The sequence below is a fragment of the Streptomyces sp. NBC_00667 genome (genome assembly GCF_036226825.1).
In the GTDB taxonomy this organism is placed as follows: Bacteria; Actinomycetota; Actinomycetes; order Streptomycetales; family Streptomycetaceae; genus Streptomyces.
In genome coordinates this window covers 5,227,004-5,246,876 of the sequence record NZ_CP109022.1, presented here as the reverse complement: position 1 = coordinate 5,246,876, position 19,873 = coordinate 5,227,004, and the positions used below count along the sequence as shown (strand labels likewise).

At 73.1% G+C, this 19,873-nt stretch carries 20 protein-coding genes; 8 read left to right on the top strand and 12 right to left on the bottom strand.

What is annotated here, in order from left to right; translation table 11 throughout:
* Positions 1-23: 23 nt before the first annotated feature.
* From OHA81_RS24290 to OHA81_RS24255, 8 genes are all read right to left on the bottom strand, one after another.
* Positions 24-941, bottom strand: coding sequence for an ornithine cyclodeaminase family protein (locus tag OHA81_RS24290; protein ID WP_443056791.1), 918 nt, complete (start codon positions 939-941; stop codon positions 24-26).
* 23 nt (positions 942-964) lie between these two features.
* Positions 965-2,032: a proline racemase family protein gene (locus tag OHA81_RS24285; RefSeq protein ID WP_329199166.1), complete on the bottom strand. Its 1,068-nt coding sequence runs from the start codon at positions 2,030-2,032 to the stop codon at positions 965-967.
* Between the two features lie 31 nt (positions 2,033-2,063).
* Positions 2,064-3,068 (bottom strand): proline racemase family protein, encoded by a 1,005-nt coding sequence (locus OHA81_RS24280; RefSeq protein WP_329199164.1) that lies wholly within the window; start codon positions 3,066-3,068, stop codon positions 2,064-2,066.
* Between the two features lie 17 nt (positions 3,069-3,085).
* Positions 3,086-4,009 (bottom strand): dihydrodipicolinate synthase family protein, encoded by a 924-nt coding sequence (locus tag OHA81_RS24275; protein WP_329199162.1) that lies wholly within the window; start codon positions 4,007-4,009, stop codon positions 3,086-3,088.
* 86 nt (positions 4,010-4,095) lie between these two features.
* Positions 4,096-5,541, bottom strand: a complete 1,446-nt coding sequence (locus OHA81_RS24270; protein WP_443056640.1) for an FAD/NAD(P)-dependent oxidoreductase — start codon at positions 5,539-5,541, stop codon at positions 4,096-4,098.
* Positions 5,522-5,851, bottom strand: a complete 330-nt coding sequence (locus tag OHA81_RS24265; RefSeq protein ID WP_329199160.1) for a (2Fe-2S)-binding protein — start codon at positions 5,849-5,851, stop codon at positions 5,522-5,524. The genes OHA81_RS24270 and OHA81_RS24265 overlap by 20 nt, the downstream gene beginning before the upstream one ends.
* A gap of 64 nt (positions 5,852-5,915) precedes the next feature.
* Complete coding sequence (locus OHA81_RS24260; protein ID WP_329199158.1) at positions 5,916-7,091, bottom strand: NAD(P)/FAD-dependent oxidoreductase; 1,176 nt, start codon at positions 7,089-7,091, stop codon at positions 5,916-5,918.
* A gap of 112 nt (positions 7,092-7,203) precedes the next feature.
* Positions 7,204-9,612 carry a collagenase gene (locus OHA81_RS24255; protein ID WP_329199156.1) on the bottom strand — a complete coding sequence of 803 codons (2,409 nt, stop codon included), beginning with the start codon at positions 9,610-9,612 and terminating at the stop codon, positions 7,204-7,206.
* Between the two features lie 198 nt (positions 9,613-9,810).
* Between OHA81_RS24255 and OHA81_RS24250 the strand changes: the two genes are divergently transcribed.
* Complete coding sequence (locus OHA81_RS24250) at positions 9,811-11,181, top strand: aminopeptidase P family protein (protein ID WP_329199154.1); 1,371 nt, start codon at positions 9,811-9,813, stop codon at positions 11,179-11,181.
* Positions 11,182-11,226: 45 nt separating this feature from the next.
* Here OHA81_RS24250 and OHA81_RS24245 read toward each other — a convergent pair whose 3' ends face one another.
* Positions 11,227-11,394, bottom strand: a complete 168-nt coding sequence (locus tag OHA81_RS24245) for a hypothetical protein (protein WP_329199152.1) — start codon at positions 11,392-11,394, stop codon at positions 11,227-11,229.
* Positions 11,395-11,754: 360 nt separating this feature from the next.
* Here OHA81_RS24245 and OHA81_RS24240 point away from each other — a divergent pair, with 360 nt between their 5' ends.
* From OHA81_RS24240 to OHA81_RS24225, 4 genes are all read left to right on the top strand, one after another.
* Positions 11,755-11,991, top strand: a complete 237-nt coding sequence (locus OHA81_RS24240) for a hypothetical protein (RefSeq protein ID WP_329199150.1) — start codon at positions 11,755-11,757, stop codon at positions 11,989-11,991.
* Positions 11,984-12,829 carry a hypothetical protein gene (locus OHA81_RS24235; RefSeq protein WP_329199148.1) on the top strand — a complete coding sequence of 282 codons (846 nt, stop codon included), beginning with the start codon at positions 11,984-11,986 and terminating at the stop codon, positions 12,827-12,829. The genes OHA81_RS24240 and OHA81_RS24235 overlap by 8 nt, the downstream gene beginning before the upstream one ends.
* 243 nt (positions 12,830-13,072) lie before the next feature.
* Positions 13,073-13,333 carry a hypothetical protein gene (locus OHA81_RS24230; RefSeq protein ID WP_329199146.1) on the top strand — a complete coding sequence of 87 codons (261 nt, stop codon included), beginning with the start codon at positions 13,073-13,075 and terminating at the stop codon, positions 13,331-13,333.
* A 156-nt stretch (positions 13,334-13,489) separates the two neighbouring features.
* On the top strand, positions 13,490-14,350 hold the full coding sequence (locus OHA81_RS24225) for a helix-turn-helix domain-containing protein (RefSeq protein WP_329199144.1): 861 nt from the start codon (positions 13,490-13,492) through the stop codon (positions 14,348-14,350).
* Positions 14,351-14,377: 27 nt separating this feature from the next.
* On the opposite strand, the gene OHA81_RS24220 is transcribed toward OHA81_RS24225, so the two are convergent.
* The 3 genes from OHA81_RS24220 to OHA81_RS24210 all read right to left on the bottom strand — a co-directional run bounded on the left by OHA81_RS24220 (position 14,378) and on the right by OHA81_RS24210 (position 16,399).
* A complete protein-coding gene (locus OHA81_RS24220) occupies positions 14,378-14,740 on the bottom strand; it encodes a hypothetical protein (protein WP_329199142.1) in 363 nt (120 codons plus the stop codon).
* Positions 14,741-14,840: 100 nt separating this feature from the next.
* A complete protein-coding gene (locus OHA81_RS24215) occupies positions 14,841-15,239 on the bottom strand; it encodes a RidA family protein (protein ID WP_329199140.1) in 399 nt (132 codons plus the stop codon).
* The gene (locus OHA81_RS24210; RefSeq protein ID WP_329199138.1) at positions 15,236-16,399 is read right to left on the bottom strand and encodes an acyl-CoA dehydrogenase family protein; all 1,164 of its coding nucleotides are present in this window, start codon (positions 16,397-16,399) and stop codon (positions 15,236-15,238) included. Before OHA81_RS24210 ends, OHA81_RS24215 begins: the two co-directional genes overlap by 4 nt.
* A 98-nt stretch (positions 16,400-16,497) precedes the next feature.
* Here OHA81_RS24210 and OHA81_RS24205 point away from each other — a divergent pair, with 98 nt between their 5' ends.
* The 3 genes from OHA81_RS24205 (at position 16,498) to OHA81_RS24195 (ending at position 19,865) form a co-directional block, all read left to right on the top strand.
* Positions 16,498-18,117, top strand: coding sequence for an AMP-binding protein (locus tag OHA81_RS24205; RefSeq protein ID WP_329199136.1), 1,620 nt, complete (start codon positions 16,498-16,500; stop codon positions 18,115-18,117).
* Positions 18,118-18,121: 4 nt separating this feature from the next.
* Positions 18,122-18,922: a PaaX family transcriptional regulator gene (locus OHA81_RS24200; protein WP_329199134.1), complete on the top strand. Its 801-nt coding sequence runs from the start codon at positions 18,122-18,124 to the stop codon at positions 18,920-18,922.
* 103 nt (positions 18,923-19,025) lie between these two features.
* On the top strand, positions 19,026-19,865 hold the full coding sequence (locus tag OHA81_RS24195; RefSeq protein ID WP_329199132.1) for a GNAT family N-acetyltransferase: 840 nt from the start codon (positions 19,026-19,028) through the stop codon (positions 19,863-19,865).
* Positions 19,866-19,873 lie beyond the last annotated feature (8 nt).

Sequence of the window (19,873 nt, the reverse complement as noted above, 5' to 3'; positions counted from 1 at the left end):
ATCGAGAGGGACAGCGTACAATGTCACGTTGCTCTGCCGGTCCCCGTCCTCTGGAACAGTGCGACCGCCACGGCCAGATCCTCCCAGGCCATGCCCACGCTCTTGAAGAGCCGCGGACCATTTTGTCTTCCCGGCGCCGGATGGCGGCCGGCGACGAGGTCGGCGAGGGTACCGGTGATGTGACCGGGGCCGATCGCCCCCTCCGCCTCCGGGATCAGCAGGTCGCCCGCCTCGCGCAGGGCCACCGCGCGCGACTCCACGTACACCGCCGAGCGGCGCACCAGAGCGGTGTCGGTCTCCCGGGCGTCCGGTTCGTGCGAGCCGACCGCGACGACCGTCGCCCCGGGTCGGACCAGCCGCCCGTCGAACAACGGGGTACGGGCCGTGGTGCAGCAGAGCACCACATCGGCCCCGGACACGTCCTCGGGGCCACCGGTGCGGGCGGCGAGCCCCAGGGCCCGCGCGTGCGCCGCGAGCCGTTCGGCACGGTCCGGGGCCCGGGCGACGACCGTCACCCCGGCCAACTCCCTTTCCGCGAGCAGGGCTTCGAGGTGCCCGTACGCCTGCGGTCCCGCCCCGAAGACGACCAGCGCGAGCGGCCGGTCCCGCGGCGTCAGGTGGCGCAGGGCCAGGGCCGACACGGCCGGCGTGCGCAGGGCGGTGAGCGCGGCGCCGTCGAGCAGGGCGACGGGGCGCAGGGTGGGGCCGTCCAGCAGGAGGTAGGAGCCGGTGATCCGGGGAAGCCCGAGCGCGGCGTTGCCCGGCGCGACGCCCGCGATCTTCACCCCGGCGTACGCGCCCGCCGCGGCCGGCATCAGCAGCAGCTCCCCGCCGGGCACGGGCACCGCGGTGCGCTGCGGGCACCCCTCCGGGTCCAGGCCGGCGCGCAGGACCCCGGCCAGGGCGTCGGCTGCCTCGGCGGGGGTGAGCAGCCCCGCCATGTCCGCGCCGGAGAGCTGCGCGATCACAGCAGGAACCCGGCGCCGAGCTCGTCGTACGGGTCGACGGTGAAGGCGTGTTCACCGGTGCGGTAGGCCGTCCCCGTGACCTCCGTGACCAGGTCGTCCGCGTCCCCGCCCACGACCCGGCCGGTGAAGACCGTGCCGACGACCGACTCGTGCAGCAGGTCCTCCCCCGCACCCAGCCGGCCGTCCTGCGCGAGCAGTGCGAGCCGCGCGGAGGTACCGGAGCCGCAGGGCGAGCGGTCGGTCTGCCCGTCGGCGAAGACCGTCACGTTGCGCTGGTGCGGTCCGAAGGGGGTGTCGGGGAGTTCCTCGTAGAGGATCACCCCGTACACGCCGGAGAGCAGCGGCCCGCCCGGGTGCCAGGTACCCGGGTGCGTGGCCAGCGCCGCCCGGATCTCCTGGCCGGCGCGCACCAGCGAGGGCAGCGCGGCGGTGGAGACCTCCAGCCCGAGGTCCCGGGCCGGGACCGAGGCGTAGCAGGCCCCGGCGTGCGCGATGTCGGCTTCGGCCAGGCCGAGCGTGGTCGCGACCGGCACCTTGCGGGCGCCGACCCGGGCCGGGACGCCCCGGTAGGTCACCCCCGTGGAGCGGCCGCCGGAGCGGTGCACGGTGGCGGTGACCCGCCCGGACGGCACGTCGATGCGGACCTGGACGCTGCCGTCGTCCGGGGCCGGGACCCGGCCGGAGTCCACGGCCCAGGCGCCGAGGGCCATGGTGCCGTGGCCGCAGGCGGTGGAGTAGCCGTCCTTGTGCCAGAACAGCACCCCGAAGTGGGCCCCGTCGTCGTCGGGCGGCACGACGAACCCGCCGTACATGCCGGCGTGCCCGCGGGGCTCCTGCACCAGGAGCCGCCGCAGGTCGTCCAGGGCGCCGCGGCGCGGGGCCGTCGGGGAGCCGCCGGGCCCGATGGCGGTGGCGCAGCGCTCGGCGACCGTGTCACCGGGTACGGCCGGCATCCCCGCGCAGGCGGTGTCGACGATGCGGAAGGGTTCGCCGGCCGCGTGGTAGTCGGTGGTGCGGACGGTGGTGGGGGCGGTCGCACGGACCACGGCCGGGTCGGCGGTCACAGCGGGAAACCTCCGGGGGACGGGTCGGCGGTCACAGCAGGAAACCTCCGGGGAACGGGTCGGCGGGGTCCAGGAAGTACTGGGCCGTACCGGTGATCCAGGCCCGCCCGGTGACCGTGGGGATCACCGCGGGGAGGCCGCCCACCGTGGTCTGCTCCACGAGCCGGCCGGTGAACTCGGTACCGATGAAGGACTCGTTGACGAAGTCGGTGCCGAGCGGCAGCAGCCCCCGGGCGTGCAGCTGGGCCATCCGCGCGCTGGTGCCCGTACCGCAGGGCGAGCGGTCGAACCAGCCGGGGTGGATCGCCATGGCGTGCCGGGAGCGGCGGGCGTCCGAGCCGGGGGCCGCGAGGTAGACGTGCTTGACCCCGGCGATGGCGGGGTCCTCGCGGTGGACGGGCCGGTCGGCGGAGGCGTTGACGGCCCCCATGACGGCGAGTCCGGCCGCCAGGAGGTCGTCCTTGCGGGCCCTGTCGAAGGGGAGGCCGAGGGCGTCGAGGTCGACGAAGGCGTAGAAGTTGCCGCCGTAGGCCAGGTCGTAGCTCACCGTGCCGTAGCCGGGGACCTCCACCTTCAGGTCGAGCCCCGCACAGTACGAGGCGACGTTGGTGAGCGTGACGGCGGTGGCCGATCCGCCCTCGACCCGGACGTCCACGCTCACCAGGCCGGCCGGGGTGTCGAGCCGGACCGTGGTCACCGGTTCCACGGCCGGGACCAGGCCGGTCTCGACCAGGACGGTGGCCACCCCGATGGTGCCGTGCCCGCACATGGGCAGCAGGCCCGACACCTCGATGTAGAGCACGCCGAAGTCGGCGTCGGGGCGGGTGGGGGGCTGGAGGACGGCGCCGCTCATCGCGGAGTGGCCGCGCGGTTCGTACATGAGCAGGGTCCGGACGTGGTCCATGTGCTCGATGAAGTGGAGCCGCTTGTCGGCCATGGTGTCGCCGGGGATGACCCCGATTCCCCCGGTGATCACGCGGGTCGGCATGCCCTCGGTGTGCGAATCCACCGCGTGGTAGATGTGGCGCGTGCGCATGGGTCCCCCAACGGGTCCTAGTTGAGGCCCTCGGCGAGGGCCTTTTCGGTGGCGGCGCGGACGGCCGCCTCGATCTCGCCGGTGAGCGGGAAGCGCGGCGGGCGGGTGGCGCCGCCGGGACGGCCGGCCAGGTCCATGGAGAGCTTGATGGCCTGCACGAACTCGGTCTTGGAGTCCCAGCGCAGCAGCGAGTGCAGGGACTTGTAGAGCGGCAGCGCGGTGGCGAGGTCGCCGGCGACGGCGGCCCGGTACAGGGTGGCGCAGGACTGCGGGAGGGCGTTGGGGTAGCCGGCGATCCAGCCGACGGCGCCCGCGAGGGCGAGTTCGAGGAGTACGTCGTCCGCGCCGATCAGCAGGTCGAGTCCGGGCGCGAGCTCGGCGATCTCGTAGGCGCGCCGTACGTCTCCGCTGAACTCCTTGACGGCGACGATGCTGCCGTCGGAGTGCAGCCGGGCCAGGAGCCCGGGCGTCAGGTCCACCTTGGTGTCGATGGGGTTGTTGTACGCGACGACGGGCAGGCCCGCCCGCGCCACCTCGGCGTAGTGGGCGCGGACGGCGTCCTCGTCGGCGCGGAACGCGTTGGGGGGCAGCAGCAGGACGGATCCCGCTCCGGCCTCCGCCGCCTGTTCGGCCCAGCGGCGCGCTTCGGCGCTGCCGTAGGCGGCGACCCCGGGCATGACGCGGCTGCCGTCGCCGGCCGCCTCGACGGCGGTGCGGACGACCCGGGCCCGCTCCTCGTCGGTGAGGGTCTGGTACTCGCCGAGGGAGCCGTTGGGGACGACGCCGTCGCACCCGTTGGCGATCAGCCAGGCCACGTGCTCGGCGTAGGCGTCGTAGTCGACGGCGAGGTCTTCGCGCAGGGGCAGCGCGGTGGCGACCATGATGCCGTGCCAGGGGCGGTTGCGGGGCTGGGCGGGCGCGGGGGTGTGCGCGTGGGTCATGAAGGACTCCCTAGAGTGGTGTGTGACATTTTACTAAGGGACGTGAGGGGGCCACAAGGGCCCGGACGTGCCGGATCCGGATCGGATCAGTGAGGGTCCTGCGGCAGTTCGGCCAAGTGGCGCAGCGGTACTGGGCAGGAAAGGGGACGCCGGTCGGGGGCCGCTCCCGCGGCGGAGGAGGTTTCCCCCGCCAGGGCGGCGACGGCCGGGCCGCACATCCGGCCCTGGCACCAGCCCATCCCGGCCCGCGTGAGCAGTTTGACGGTACGGGCGTCCCGTGCGCCGAGATCACGGGTGGCCTGCCGGATCCGGCCCGCCGGGACCTCCTCGCAGCGGCACACGTCGGTGTCCTCGCGCAGCCAGCCGGTCCAGCCCTCGCCGGGGCGGTGTGCGGCGGCCATCGCCCCGGCGAAGGCCCGCAGCCGCGCGCGGCGGCGGACGAGCGCGGCCGGCGCGGGCCGGCCGGCGAGGGAGAAGGCCGCCAGTTCGCCCTCGGTCAGCGCCAATTGGGCACCCCCGATGCCCCCGGTCTCGCCCGCGGACCAGATGCCGGGGACGGAGGTGCGCTGCCCGGCGTCCAGTTCCAGGGCGACGGTCCCGTCCGCGCCGGGGCGGGTGGCGCAGCCGAGTGCCGTCGCCAGCTCCAGCTGGGGCACGAGGCCGTGGCCGACGGCGACGGCGTCGCAGGGGATCCGCCGCCCGGTGCCGGGCAGCGGCCGCCAGTCGCCGTCCAGCCGGGCCACGGTGACGGCCTCGACCCGGCCCCGGCCGTGGGCTTCGGTGACGGCGTGCCGGGTCAGGGGGCGGACGCCGTGGCGCAGCAGCGCGCTGCCGTACGCGGCGCCTTCGGCGAGCTTGCCGGGGTTGCGCAGCAGGGCGGGCAGCCGGCCCGCGTACGCGGTGTACGAGGCCGCCTCGACGACGGCCGGGACGGTGGCTCCGGCGGCCGCGAGGGAGCCGGCCACGGCGAGCAGCAGCGGCCCGCTCCCGGCGACGACCACCCGCTTGCCCGGCAGCACCAGGCCGCCCTTGAGCATGGCCTGGGCCCCGCCGGCCCCGACGACCCCGGGCAGGGTCCAGCCGGGGAAGGGCAGTTGCCGCTCGTAGGCGCCGGTGGCCAGCAGGACGGAGGAGGCCCTGAGCGTGACGGACCGCTCCTCGGGGCCCGCGACGGCGTGCAGCGTCCAGCGCCCGCCGTCCGGGACCACCGTCCAGACGTGGTGCGCCGGGAGGTAGGTGATCCGGCCTGCCGATTCGTGGGCGCGCAGGGCGGCTTCGCGGGTGGCGAAGGCGGCCCATTGGTGGTGCAGCGCCTCGGGGCGTTCGGCGCCGAGGCCGGGCGCGGGCCGGCGGTAGAACTGGCCGCCGGGGCGCTCCCCCGCGTCCAGCAGCGCGACCCGCAGGCCGAGGCGGGCGGCGGTGACGGCGGCGGCCAGCCCGGCGGGCCCGGCGCCGACGACGGCGAGGTCGGGCACGGCCGGGCCGGATACGGCGCGCTCCGGCGACGAGGGGTCAGACGGCGAGGTCGGCACGGCCGGTCCCTTCCTGGGTGGTGACGGTGTCCCCGGCCCGCGCCGGGACCAGGCAGGCCCGCTGGTTCGGCCGGCCGTTGACCGTGACGAGGCAGTCGTAGCAGCTGCCGATCCCGCAGAACGCCCCGCGCGGGGCGCCCCCCTCACGCGTGGTGCGCCAGGCGAGGATCCCGGCGTTCCACAGCACGGCGGCGATGCTCTGGCCGGACTCCGCGGTCAGTTCGCGGCCGTCGAAGCGCAGGACGTACGTCGCCCGGGGGGCTCCGCCCACGAGTGCGCGGGGCGAGCGGTCACCGGGGGGCCGGCTCATCGGACGTCTCCTTCTTCGGGCGCGGCTCGGTAGGGGACTTCGCAAGGGGCTTCGTACGGCCGGCTCACGGCTGCCCCTCCGGGTCGGGCTCCCGCGCGAAGGGCCGCTCCGGCCGGAAGGGTGCGGGGTCCAGCGGTGGTTCGGATCCGGTCAGCGCGGCCGTGATCAGCACGCCGGTGGCCGGGGCCAGGCCGATGCCCGCACCCTCGTGCCCGCAGGCGTGCAGCAGCCCGGGCACCCGGGGGTCGGGGCCGATGGCCGGAAGGTGGTCGGGGAGGTAGGGGCGGAAGCCGTGGTAGGTCCGCAGCACCCGCACGTCGGCCAGTACCGGGAACAGCGCGGCCGCCTGGGACGCGAGCCGGCGCAGGGCGTCCACCGACAGGGAGCGGTCGAAGCCGACCCGCTCCCGGGTGGCCCCGATGAGCACCGGGCCCGAGGGGGTGCCCTCGACCACCGCCGAGGACTGCAGGGCTGCGGAGCCGCTGGCCACGTCCGCGATGTAGTCGGCGGCGTAGACCTTGTGCCGCACGACCCTCGGCAGTGGCTCGGTCACCAGGACGAAGCCGCGGCGCGGGAGCACCGGCAGGGTGGTCCCGGCGAGTTCGGCGATCCGGCCGCCCCAGGTGCCGGCGGCGTTGACGACGGCCGGGGCGAGGAGTTCGCGGGTGCGGGTGCGCACCCCCCGTACGGCCCCGCGCTCCAGCACGAGGTCCGTCACCTCCTCGCCGAGGTGCACCGAGGCCCCGTCGGCGGCCGCCGCGGCCAGCAGCCGGGCAGCCGCCTGGGCGGGCTGGACCTGCGCGTCCTGCGGGTAGTGGAAGCCTCCCGCGAGCCCCGGAGCCAGATGGGGCTCCAGCTCGGGCAGGTCGGCGTCCCCCACCTCGACGGCGGTGACGCCCGCCGCGCGCTGGCCTTCCGCGAAGCTCCGCAGCGCCCTGAGCGAAGCCTCGTCCGGGGCGACGACCAGGCCGCCCTTGTCCTCGTACTCCATCTCCTGCCCGAGGAGGGCCGCCAGTTCGCGCCACAGGCCCGCGGACAGCAGGGCCAGGTCGAGCTCCGCTCCGGCTTCCTTGTCGGAGACGAGCAGGTTGCCCTCGCCCGCACCGGTGGTGCCGCCGGCGACGGATCCGCGGTCGACGACGGCCACGCGCAGGCCCGCGCGGGTGGCGTAGTACGCGCACGCGGCTCCGACGACACCGGCGCCGATGATGACGGCGTCCAGACCATTTCTGTTGGGCACGGCAGTAATATGTCACATTCTTTATCGAGTGCCTAGGGTCGGCCGGGGCTCGCCGGCCCCGCCCGGGCCGGTCCCTCCCCCCGTTGCGGCAGGGACCGGCCCGGAGCCGTGATCAGCTGCGCAGCGGGCCCTCGCAGCTGTAGCCCGACGTCCCCGCCGTGTGGTTGCTCCAGATCTCCACGGGGCCGAAGGAGCAGTTCATGTCGGTGAAGTTGGTGGAGACGGGGGCCGTCCGGTCGAGGATGAAGTAGTCCACCGTCTCGGACATGTCCTTGAAGTTCTGGTCGTCGCTGCGCCAGTTCTTGAGGTTGGCCGTGATGCGGCCGGTACAGGTGAACCGGCGCTTGCCGGGGTCGCCGTTCTCCACGCAGTCGGGGGTGTTGTAGGTGGCCGCCGCGAACGAGGACTTCACGTTCGCGAGCGCGGAGTCGCGCAGCCGGTCGTTGGCCGTGAAGCTGGTGTTCGGCACGTAGAGCTGGTCGACCTTGGCGATCTGCGCGTCCAGGAACTTGTCGTAGTCGCGCTGGAGGTAGGTGTCGGCGCCCATCCGGTGGCGCCACGCGTCGTACCCGGCGACGTCGTTCTCGCGCAGGTGGGTGTACATCTCGCGCAGCAGGCTGGGCTTCTCGGTCCACAGGAACTCGAAGAACGTGCCCGCGTAGTTGTAGAAGCGGAAGCCGTCGCCGTCGTAGGTGGCGTTCAGCAGCTGTTCGACCGACATCCGGGGGCCGCCGCCGGCGGTGTCGTTGATGACGCCCTTGACCAGGGACTTGCGGACGGCGATGCCGTTGTCGCGGGTCGCGCCGTCGAAGAACTCGGCGGTGCCCTCGTCCATCGCGGTCGTGCGGTCGCCCTCGTACCAGGGGCCCTCGCCGAAGGAGCCGGGGACGGCGAAGCGGCCGTTGAGGTAGTGCGTGTACTCGTGGCGGAACAGCTCTTCGAGGGTGAGGGTGGAGTCCTGCGGGACGCGGCGCTGGTAGGTGTAGAAGGTGGCGCCGTTCTCGATGTACATGCCGCCGTTGTTGGTGCCGTAGCCGTTGAGCATCGTCTGGTAGGTGACGTAGTCGGCGCGGGAGGCGTACAGCACGATGTTCAACGTGGTGTTGGGGTCGCCGGCGAGCGGCTGGTCCGTGCCGAGCACGCGGTGGAACTGCGTCTTGACCTGCTTGCTCGCGTAGTAGAGCTGGTCGACGGTGGCCCGGTCGAGTGCGGTGCGGACCTTGATGCCGCCGTTGTCGTACGTGTAGGTGTTGGGGAAGAGCATCTTCTCGATGTCCTCCTTGCACACCCCGTACTGCTTGCACGCGTTGTAGGTGTTCAGCCAGCTCACGACCTTGGCCCAGGGCTCGCTGCCGTTGCCCCACGTCGTCTTGACCTGCGCGAGGAGCGTGCCGAGGTCGGCGGTGATCTGGTCCTGGAGGCCGTCGACCTGGCCGAAGCGGCCGTACTCACCCAGCCCGTCGCGGACGGCCCATTCGTTCGGGGTGCCCTTGAGGTGCGTGTATCCGGCGAAGGCCTTGAAGGCGGCCCGGTAGGAGGGGTCGGCCTTGACCGCGGCGTGGAAGTCGGAGTCCTCGTTGCCCGGGTACACGCCGAGGTAGTTGATGGTGAGGGCGGCGAGGGCGGCCCCGCCCCAGTTGGCGTCGCCGCTGGTCGCGGGGTGCGAGGCGTCCAGGGTGGCCAGGACCTTCTTGATGAGGCCGAGCTGGCGGTGGCGCATGCCGGGCCCGACGGAGTAGAGGGCTTCGCGCAGGGTCCGGGCGTTGGAGGCGGTGGCGTCGAAAGTGTGCGCGGCGTTGCCGAAGTCGGTGACGGCCCGGGTCATGGCGTCGACGGTCGCGGCGTCGGTGAGGTCGATCTCGTCGCGGGAGAAGTCGTGGTAGATCGCGGCGTGCAGGAAGGTGAACATCTCCTCCAGGTGGGAGGAGTTGCGGCCGTCGTGGGCGGCGGCCAGGGCGGATATCCGGCGGGAGACGGCCTGGACGTGCGCGTCGTCCATGACGGGTGCCAGGCGGGCGTCCCAGGTCCATATGAGGCCGCGCAGGCAGCCGTCCGCGAGGACGGCCGGGTCGGCGAGGAAGTCGGCGAACTGCTCGGGCGACAGCGCCTTGATCCCGTCGAGGGTGCAGGGCACGTTGACGGCCAGGCCCCGGGTGGTGGGAGCGCCCTGGGCGGGCTTGCCGCTCTTGTCCGTGCGCTGCGCGGAGGCGGCGGCGCCCGCGGCCGGGGCGGCGCCGGGAACCTTGCCGTCGGATATCGCCAGGCCGCCGGGGGCGGGGGCCGGTACCGCGGTGGTCGGCGCCAGGGCGTCGGCCCGGTGCTCGACCTCGTCGAACGGGTTCGGCGCGAGGGCGCCGGGGGCTCCGCCGGTGGTGCCGGCCGCGGAACCGGAGGTGAAGGTCGCCGGGACCGGAGCGCCCGCCTCGGCCGCGTGGGTCACGGCCTGGCCGGCGGAGGCGAGGAGCGTGACGGCGACGGCGGCGGAGAGGAGGGACGAACGCACAGCTCTGTGCTGGGACACCAAGGACTCCTGTGGGGAAGGGAGGGCCGCGGGTGCGGCGTGCGAGATGCATGAGGTGCGTAGTGCGTGAACTGCCCTGCTTCACGCGGCGTTTGACGGGGATTAACGCGGCGCGGTGTGAGCTGTAACATAGTAATGTGAAATTGCACTGACAACCCCTGTGCGCCCACCAGTTCGCTTGTCTTCCAGGGAGCCCCCGTGACCGATGCCTCCTCCCGCCTCCACATCGGCAGCCATGACCTGCCCGTCTCTGCGGAGCTGTCCCGTTTCATGGCGGGCGGCTGGGCCCCTTCACCGCTGAGCGGCTCGAGCGGGATTCCGGCGTCCGCCGTCACCCCCGCCCGCCGGGCCCGCCTGTCGGCGCTCTTCCCGGGCGAGCGGCTCATCGTCCCGGCCGGCGAACTCAACGTCCGCTCCAACGACTGCGACTACCGCTTCCGTCCGCACAGCGCGTACGCCTGGCTGACGGGTCTGACCGGCGAGGACCAGGTGGGCCACGTCCTGGTTCTGGAACCTTCGGGCCCGAACGGACACGAGGCCGTGCTGTACCTGCGCCCGCGCTCACCGCGCGCGGACGGCAACGAGGAGTTCTACCGGGACCGCCGGTACGGGGAGTTCTGGGTGGGCCGCCGCGCCGACCTGGCCGAGGCGCAGGCCCTGACCGGCATCCGCTGCGCCCACCTGGACTCCCTCGGCTCACCGACGGGCCGCGACGCCTCCCGTGACGCCGGACTCGCCACCGCGCTCTCCGAGTTGCGGCTGGTGAAGGACGCCTGGGAGGTGGACCAGCTCCAGTCGGCGGTGGACCACACGGCGGCCGGGTTCGAGGACGTCGTACGGTCCCTGCCGCGCGCGCTGGAACACCCGCGCGGCGAGCGCTGGATCGAGGGGGTCTTCGGCCTGCGCGCCCGGGCGGAGGGCAACGGGACCGGGTACGACACGATCGCCGCCTCGGGCGCGCACGCGTGCGTGCTGCACTGGATCCGCAACGACGGCCGCCTGGACCGGGGCGATCTGCTCCTGCTGGACGCGGGAGTGGAGACCGACACCCTCTACACGGCGGACATCACCCGCACCCTCCCCCTGTCGGGACGGTTCTCCCCGGTCCAGCGGCAGGTGTACGAACTGGTCCTGGCCGCCCAGGAAGCGGGCATCGCCGCGCTGCGGCCGGGCGCGAGCTTCCGGGACTTCCACCGCGCGGGCATGCGGGTGATCGCGGAAGGGCTCGCGGAATGGGGGGTCCTCAAGGACGCGGAGGGTGACCTGCACCGGCGCTACACCTTGTGCAGCAGCGGCCACATGCTGGGGCTGGACGTCCACGACTGCGCGAAGGCGCGGGCGCAGACCTACCTGGACGGGGTGCTGGAGGAGGGCCAGGTCCTCACGGTGGAACCGGGCCTCTACCTCCAGCCCGACGACGAGACGCTGCCCGCCGAACTGCGCGGCATCGGGGTGCGCATCGAGGACGACCTGGTCATCACGGCGACGGGCGCCCGACTGATGTCGGGCGCCCTGCCGCGGACGGTCAGCGGGATCGAGGAGTGGATGGGAACCCTGCTGGAAGGCTGAAACCGCCGGCAGGCCGGTGTCGGGCGCACCCCGCGGAGCACCGGCTCACAGCCCGCCCGACGAGGCACCGCACTCGGTACAGACGGAGACGCCGGCCGTTGCCGACACGGCCGGCGCCCCTTCCCCCTCTCGTTTCGCCGCCGCCGAGTTGGCGGTCAGGACGTGCTTGAAGCGTTGCTGGCGACGCAGCTCGCGGACGTCCATGGAGTGCATACGGCCGACTCCGGATGAGGTCCAAGCGGCACATCCCGTGCCCAGGACAGCGCAGATCAGCGCGATTCTCAGGAGCATGTCTGGCACAGCGGTTCCTCTCCGGTAACTGGTGGCAGGGCGTCGGCCGTCTGGCCCGCTCACCCACGTCATAACGTCCCGGCATATGCGGGGTTGCGCCTTGTCAGCCGATTGCCACAACCGCAGAAATGATAAAAGACACTGGTCAAGCCCCGTTTACCGCACACTCGCCATCACCTGAACGGCCCGCACCCTCCCCGGCTCCGGAACCGTTTATGGACTATGACAAATGCAAACCACGCAGAAATTTTTCTCCGGAGCGCGGGCGGTCTGGGGCTCGGCATGAGTGCCGGCACCACGAGGGCGGGGAAATGGACGTACACGAGCTGGACCCCCGACAAGGGCGCGACCCTGCGCAGCCAGCGGCGTGAGGTGGACCTCCACTACTCGTCCTCGATCTTCGAGGACTTCCTGGAGGCGATGAACCGGATCCAGGACGAGTTCAGCCGGCGCTCGCCGCTCACGGGGCCGGCCGAGACCGTCGTCAGCGAGTGCTCGGGCGAGATCCCCCGTGTTTGAGCAGTACGAGCGGCACGACGGCAGCGGATGGCACGTCGCCCACCAGCAACCGCTCCTGGGGCCTGACGAGGTGGACATCCCGTGGGATCCGGCCGAAGAACTGGCCCACCTCCTCCAGGAGGCCAGGCAGCCGAGGCCGGCGGAGACGTTCGACCACTACGGCTTCGACGAGACCGGCGAAACCGGCGCCGCCGTGGGCGCGGTCACCGAGCCGGCGCCGGGAGTCTTCGAAAGGCCGGTCCCGCCGACCCGCACCGGGCACCGCCGGACCCCGGCGAAGACGTCTGTGGTGACGCTGTTCGGAACGGGCAGTTTCTTCACCGCCCTGCTGGTCGCCGTCATCGCCGCCGTCGTGAGCATCTTCAGCGGTCTGGCCATCTGCGAGGCCCTGCGTCACAGCGCCGGCCCGCGCACGGCGGACGACGTCGTCAACTGGTGGCCGCTGCTCATCTACGGGCCGTGGGTGACCGCTTCGCTGTCCATCCTCCGGGCCGCCCTACATCAGCGGCGCGCGGTCCATTCCTGGTCCATCGTCCTGTTGTTCTCCACCCTCGCCACGCTCCTGTGCGTCGCCCAGGCACCCAGCACGCTCGCCGCCCAGGCGGCGGCCACGCTCCCACCGATCGCCGCGCTGGCCTGCCTCCAGCAGCTCGTCCGCCAGATCACCCTGACACGACCGCCCCGGCAAGCCGTTCCACGACACCGCGGCCGCACGTTCTCCCTGCTCCGGCCACCGACCGTCGTGAGCAGCCCGGACAGCGCGATCCCCGACTACCCGGTGATGGACCAGAGGGCCGCCCGTGCCGCTACCCCTCCGAGATTCCGCTACGGATCGTGAACTCCCGCCCCTCCGACACTGCTTCCCTTCCCCCCGGCCGAGGAGCGTGATCACTTGCACTACGAGAACGAAGATCAAAACGCATTAGTCACGGGCTGCGCCCGGTCTCAGCCCTACGGGTGTGCGCCGTGACCGGCGGCCCTCCACGGGGCCCGGGCCGCGCCGGGGCCACGCCCCGCCGCCCGGGTGGCGCACCCCCTCACCCCCCACACGTTTCCCGACGTCTCCTGAGAGGACAGCACCATGCCCTACGAGCTCACCCACGCCGAGCGACTCCGGTACAAGCGGAGCCAGGACGCCGCATACCACGCGGGCGAGGAAGCCGTCACGAACCTCCAGGCCGCGCTCTCCCTCGCCGGCCTGACCCTGCCCTCGCTCTGCAACGACGGACCGGTCGGCTGCCGCGGTCTCGTCCGGCTCGGGGGGTGCAGCACGGACGTGGCGAACCGACTCGCCGAGGTCATCGCCGCGGGGGCCCACGCCCTGCAAGGCGAGCACCTGTGAACTGAGCTCCGCAGCCGGGCGCATTAGGCCGAACTGATGATGTTGGCCGCGCGGATGTCGCGCGTGTCGGTCGGCCTATGCACAATGCGTTTGCCGATGTAGGCCGTGGGGTGAGGTGACCTCTGCGTGATGTCTTGAGCTGGAGGTACACCGCCCATGTCGGGCAACGGCAATCCCACCGTCAGAAGGCGCCGCCTGGGCGCGGAACTCCGGCAGCTCCGCAAGGCCACGGGCATGACGTCCTCGCAGGTGGCGCAGCGTCTGATGGTGTCCCAGCCCAAGATCAGTCCCATCGAGACCGGGCGGCGCCCCATCAACCCGCGCGACGTCCGCGACCTGTGCCGGATCTACGGGATCACCGACCAGGCCGTCGTCGACTCGTTGATGCGGATGGCGAAGGAATCGGGCCGCCAAGGCTGGTGGGTGTCCTGCGGCGACGTCCCCTACGGCGTCTACATCGGGCTGGAGACGGCGGCGGCCTCGATCCACTCCTACGACGCACTGCTGGTGCCCGGGCTGCTGCAGACTCCTCCTTACGCGGCGGCGGTCATCGCCGCGTCCTTCCCGTACCCCACGGAGGAACAGGCCGCCGTCAGCCTGGACGTGCGCCTGCGGCGCCAACACCGCGCGCACCATCCCGCCCGCCCGTTGCGCTTATGGACCATCCTGGACGAATCAGCACTGCACCGGACGGTGGGCGACCGCGAGGTCATGCGGGAGCAGCTGGAGCACCTGAACTCCCTTGGCGCCCAGCCGCACATCACCGTGCAGGTCCTGCCCCACAGCTCAGGGGCCCACCCCGGGGTCTTGGGGCAGTTCTCCCTCCTCACGTATCCGGAGTCCGAGTCGGGGGTCGTCTACCTGGAACGCTTCACCAGCGACCTGTACTTGGAGAAGCACGCCGACCGGTACCCGTACCAGATCATGTTCGACCACCTGCAGGCCCAGGCCCTGGGCGCCGACGACTCCCGGCATCTGATCAACGACGTGATCAAGACGTACGGCGGGGCCCGCTGACGGTGTCAACGGGCCCCGCCGGGCCACCTACCAGCGGCCTCCGTCGTCATGGCCGTAGCCCGACGAGTTGTCCCAACCACCGCCGTTCCAGTTGCCGTTGTCGTTCCAGTTGCCGTTGTCGTCGTTCCAGTTCCCGTGGTCGTCGTTCCAGTAGCCGTTGTCGTGGTCGTCGTTCCAGCCGGCGTTGCGCCAGTTGCCGCTGTCGTCGTCGTTCCAGCGGGAGGAGTTGCCGCAGTCGCGCGAGTCGTGGCCGCGCGAGTAGTTGGAGTGCTGCTGGCTGTGTTGCGGAAGGCTCGTGTGGGTGGCGGCGAACGCGCCGCTCACCGGCATGAGGCCGAGCGTCACCCCGGCGGCCCCCGCCACGACAGCTGCGATGATCCCACGGCGCATAACGATGCACCTCCGAGAATTTGGGGATGTTCCTTACGAAGAGGACATTTCCACCCTCTCTCTTCCCCCACCCGCTGTCAAAGGCACCCGCACCGCACCGTCAGTCCAGGACGGCGATGCCGTCGAGTTCGACGAGCGCCTGCTCGTCCCACAGCCTGACGGCCCCCACCACCGCCATCGCCGGATAGTCCCGGCCCGCCAGGGCCCGCCAGATACGGCCGAGTTCCGGAGCGTGACACCGGTACGACTCCACGTCCACCGGATACACCGTCACCCTGGCCAGCTGCGCCGGGGTCCCACCCGCCGCGGCGAGCGCCGTCAGCAGGTTGGACAGGGCGCGCTCGAACTGCTGCGGCAGGGTCTCCCCCACCACCTTGCCGGAGCCGTCCAGCGCGGTCTGTCCGGCCAGGAACACCAGGCGGGAGCCGGTCGCCGCGACGGCGTGCGAGAAGCCCGCGGGCGGGGCGAGTTCCGCCGGATTGATGCGTTCCACGCTCATCGCGCGGCCACCTCCCGGTAGAGCTCCTTCGCGATGATCGTGCGCTGGACCTCGCTGGCCCCCTCATAGATGCGCGGCGCACGCACCTCCCTGTACAGGTGTTCCAGCAGGTGGCCCCGTTGGAGGGCGACCGCGCCGTGCAGTTGCACCGCGTGGTCCACGACGTACTGGGCCGTCTCCGTCGCCAGGAGCTTCGCCATGGCCGCCCGCCTCGGCACCTCCGGGGAACCGTTGTCATAGGCGCCTGCGGCCGCGTAGACCAGCAGCCGGGCGGCCTCGGTCCGCGTCGCCATCTCCGCCACCCGGTGCGCCACCGCCTGGAGGTCCGCCAGGACCCCGCCGAAGGCGCCGCGGCCCGCGGTGTGCGCGAGCGTCGCGTCCAGTGCCGCCCGGGCCATGCCCACGGCGAAGGCGCCGACGCTGGGCCGGAACAGGTTCAGGGTGTCCATCGCAACGCGGAACCCGCGCCCCGGCTCGCCCAGTACGTCCTCGGGGCCGACCGGGACCCCGTCGAAGGAGAGCGAGCCGATGGGGTGCGGGGACAGCATGTCCAGCGCCTCGCCCGTCAGGCCCGGCCGGTCCGCCGGGACGAGGAAGGCGGTGATGCCCCTTGCCCCGGGACCCTCACCCGTACGGGCGAACACGGTGTAGAAATCCGCCTCCGGGGCGTTGGAGATCCACCGCTTCTCCCCGGTGAGCCGCCAGCCCCCGCCGTCCGCGCCGCTGCCGGCGGCTGCGCCGGGCCCCCCGCCGTCCCGCTCCGCCGACAGCGCCAGCGCCGCCGCGTCCGAGCCGGCGCCCGGCTCGCTGAGGGCGAACGCGGCCACCAGCCGGCCCGCCCGCACCCCCGGCAGCCACCGCTCCCGCTGCGCCGGGCTGCCGGCGCGCAGCACCGGGTACGCCCCCAGCCCCTGGAGGGCCAGCGCCGTCTCGGCCTCCGTGCAGCCGTATGCCAGCGACTCCCGCAGCAGGCACAGCTCCAGCGCGCCCGAGACGAACACCCGCTCCAGCAGGCCCTCCTCCCCGAGAGCGGCCAGCAGCGGCCGGTTGACCCGGCCCGGCTCGCCCTTCTCGGCCAGCGGTCGCAGCCGCTGCGCCGCCAGCGCGCGCAGCCGCCCGCACCATTCCTCTTCGTCCACCCCGAGCGCGAATCCGGTCATGCAAACAACCCCGCATCTATCGCGTCCTGTTGACTGCCGTCACCGTCACGATACGCTCGTCACGCGACCCGCGACCGTCCCGAGGGGGCGAACCAGCCTTGGAGCTCAAGCCTTCCGCGCACGTCGACACCTTTACCCGCGACCGTCTCCCGCCCGGCGAAACCTGGCCGCGCCTGCTGTTCGACCTGCCCGAGCTGGCCTATCCGGACCGGCTGAACTGCGGGTCGGAGCTGCTGGACGCCACCATCGACCGGTTCGGGCCGCACCGCCCCGCATTCCGGGGGGCGGACGGCGAGGTGTGGTCGTACGGGGAGCTGCGCGAGCGCGTCGACCGGCTCGCCCACGTCCTCACCGCCGATCTGGGTGTCGTACCCGGCAACCGGGTGCTGCTGCGGGGGCCGACCAGCCCGTGGCTGGCCGCCTGCTGGCTGGCGGTGATGAAGGCGGGGGCGGTGGCGGTCACCGTACTGGCCCAGCAGCGCGCGCAGGAGCTGGCCACGGTGTGCGCGATGGCCCGGGCGGGCCACGCCCTGTGTCACGTGGACGCGCTGGACGACCTGGTCAAGGCCGAGGTGCCGGGCCTGCGGATCACCCCGTACGGCGGCCGGGACCCGGGCGACCTCCTCCGGCTCGCCGCACGGCACTCGGGGCCGTTCCCCGCCGCCGCCACCTCCGCCGACGACGTGGCCCTGATCGCCTTCACCTCCGGTACCACCGGCCGCCCCAAGGGCTGCATGCACTTCCACCGCGACCTGCTGGCCGTCGCCGACACCTTCTCCCGCCATGTGCTGCGCCCCCGCCCCGACGACGTGTTCGCGGGCAGTCCCCCGCTCGGCTTCACCTTCGGGCTCGGCGGCCTGGTGGTGTTCCCGCTGCGGGCCGGGGCGTCCTCGCTGCTGCTGGAACAGGCGGCGCCGCGGCAGCTGCTGCCGGCGCTCGCCGAGCACCGGGTGACGGTCCTGTTCACCGCGCCCACCGCCTACCGGGCGATGCTGGACACCCTGGGCCCCTATGACGCGGGTGCCTACGACCTCGGCGCACTGCGCCGCTGCGTCTCGGCGGGCGAGAACCTCCCGGCCGCGACCTGGCAGGCCTGGTACGAGCGCACCGGACTGCGCATCATCAACGGCATCGGGGCCACCGAACTGCTGCACATCTTCATCTCGGCCGCCGACGAGGACGTCCGGCCCGGCACCACCGGCCGCGCGGTGCCGGGCTGGGAGGCCCGTGTCGTGGATCCGGCGGGGCGGCCCGTGGCGGACGGGGAGCCGGGGCTGCTGGCCGTCCGGGGACCGGTGGGCTGCCGGTACCTGGCCGATCCGCGTCAGACGGAGTACGTGCGGGAAGGATGGAACCTGACCGGGGACACGTACGTGCGCGACGCGGACGGCTACTTCCGGTACGTCGCCCGCGCCGACGACATGATCATCTCGTCGGGCTACAACATCTCCGGTCCCGAGGTCGAGGAGGCCCTGCTGCGCCACCCGGACGTGGTGGAGGCCGCGGTGATCGGGCGCGCCGACGAACGCCGCGGTCAGATCGCGGTCGCGTACACCGTGCCGCGCGACGGGGTCACACTGACGGAGGAGACGCTGCGGGCCTTCATGCGCACCGAGCTGGCGCCGCACAAGTGCCCGCGCGCCTTCGTCTTCGTCTCCGCTCTCCCCCGGACGCCGACGGGGAAACTTCAACGCTTCCGCCTGCGCGATCTAGAGTGAACCCGTGGCCGAGCAGCACACCCCGCGATCCCTGATCGTCACGTTCTACGGTGCCTACGGGAGGGCCTTCGACGGCCCGGTCCCGGTGTCCGCGCTGATCCGCCTGCTGGGCGCGGCCGGCGTGGACGCACCTTCCGTCCGCTCGTCGGTGTCCCGGTTGAAGCGGCGGGGCTTCCTGCTGCCCGCCCGGGCGGCCGACGGGGCAGCCGCGTACGAGCTGTCCGAGGAGGCCCGGCAGCTGCTGGAGGACGGCGACCGGCGGATCTACGGGTCCCCCCGGCTGTCGCAGGAGTGGCTGGTCGCCGTCTTCTCCGTCCCGGAGCAGGAACGGCACAAGCGGCACCTGCTGCGCTCCCGGCTCGCCCGGCTGGGCTTCGGCGCGGTGGCGCCGGGCGTCTGGATCGCCCCGGCGCACCTGTACGAGGAGACCGGCCGCACCATGGAGCGGCTGCACCTGACGCCGTACGTGGAGCTGTTCCGCGGCGCGCACCTCGGTTTCGCGCCGACGGCCGAGGCGGTGGCCCGCTGGTGGGACCTGACGGCGCTGGCCAAGCAGCACGAGGAGTTCCTCGACCAGCAGGAACCGGAGCTGCGGGCCCTCCAGTCGGGCCCCGGTCCGACCCCCGAGCAGGCCTACCGCGGCTACCTGCTGGCCCTGGACAGCTGGCGCCGGCTCCCCTACGCCGACCCGGGGCTGCCGAGGGAGCTGCTGCCGGCGGACTGGCCGGGCGACCGCGCGGCGGCCGTGTTCGCCGAACTGCACGCCCGGTTGCGGGACGCCGGGGCCGCGTTCGTGCAGCCCTAGGGCCCGTCGTCCCTGTCGTCGGGGCGGTGCCGGCACGGCCGGGACGGCCCCCGGCGGTGAAATGGGGTGCGGGCGGGCCGGGCGGTGGACAGGATGGGGTCGCATGACCTGGACTCTCACCACCGACTTCGCCGCCTTCGTGGCCGCCGCCCGCCCGGCCGTCGCCGCACGGCCCGTGGAGAACACCTCCCTGCTGACCGCCATGGACGCGCTGGAGCGGCGCGGCCCGACGGCCTACGGGCCGGACACCCCGTTCTTCGGCTGGTGGACCGGCGCCGACGGGGCCGTGTCCGGCGGGCTGCTGCGCACCCCGCCGCGCCCGCTGCTGCTGGGCGCGGTGCCGGCCGATGCGGTGGAGGCGCTGGGCGCCGCGCTGTCCGTGGAGCCGTTGCTCGCCGGGGTCGACGGCTTCAACGTCCGGCGCCGGGATGCGGCCGTGCTGGCCGCGTCCTGGGGCAAGCCGTCGCGGATCGAGGCGGAGGACCGGCTGTACCGGCTGGCCGGCCTGATCGCCCCGCACCCCGTGCCCGAGGGCCGGCCCCTGGTCGCGACCGAGGCGCACCTGCCGCTGCTGGTGGAGTGGGTCAACGCGTTCAAGCGCGAGTCCGGTGAGCCGGGAAGCGCTTCCGAGACGACCCTGCGGGACCGGCTCTCGTACGGCGGGATGCTGCTGTGGGAGCACGCCGGTACGCCCGTGTCGATGGCGGGCTTCTTCCGCCCGGTCGGCTCGGTCTCGCGGGTCGGCCCCGTCTACACCCCGCCGGAGCTGCGCGGCCGGGGCTATGCCGCCGGGGTCACGCACGCGGTGAGCGAAGCGGCGTACGGGGCCGGCGCCACGGAGGTGCTGCTCTACGCGGACCTGGCCAACCCCACCAGCAACGGCGTCTACCAGCGGCTCGGCTACACCCCGGTGGAGGACCGGGTCGAGCTGGCGGCCGTCTGATACGCCGC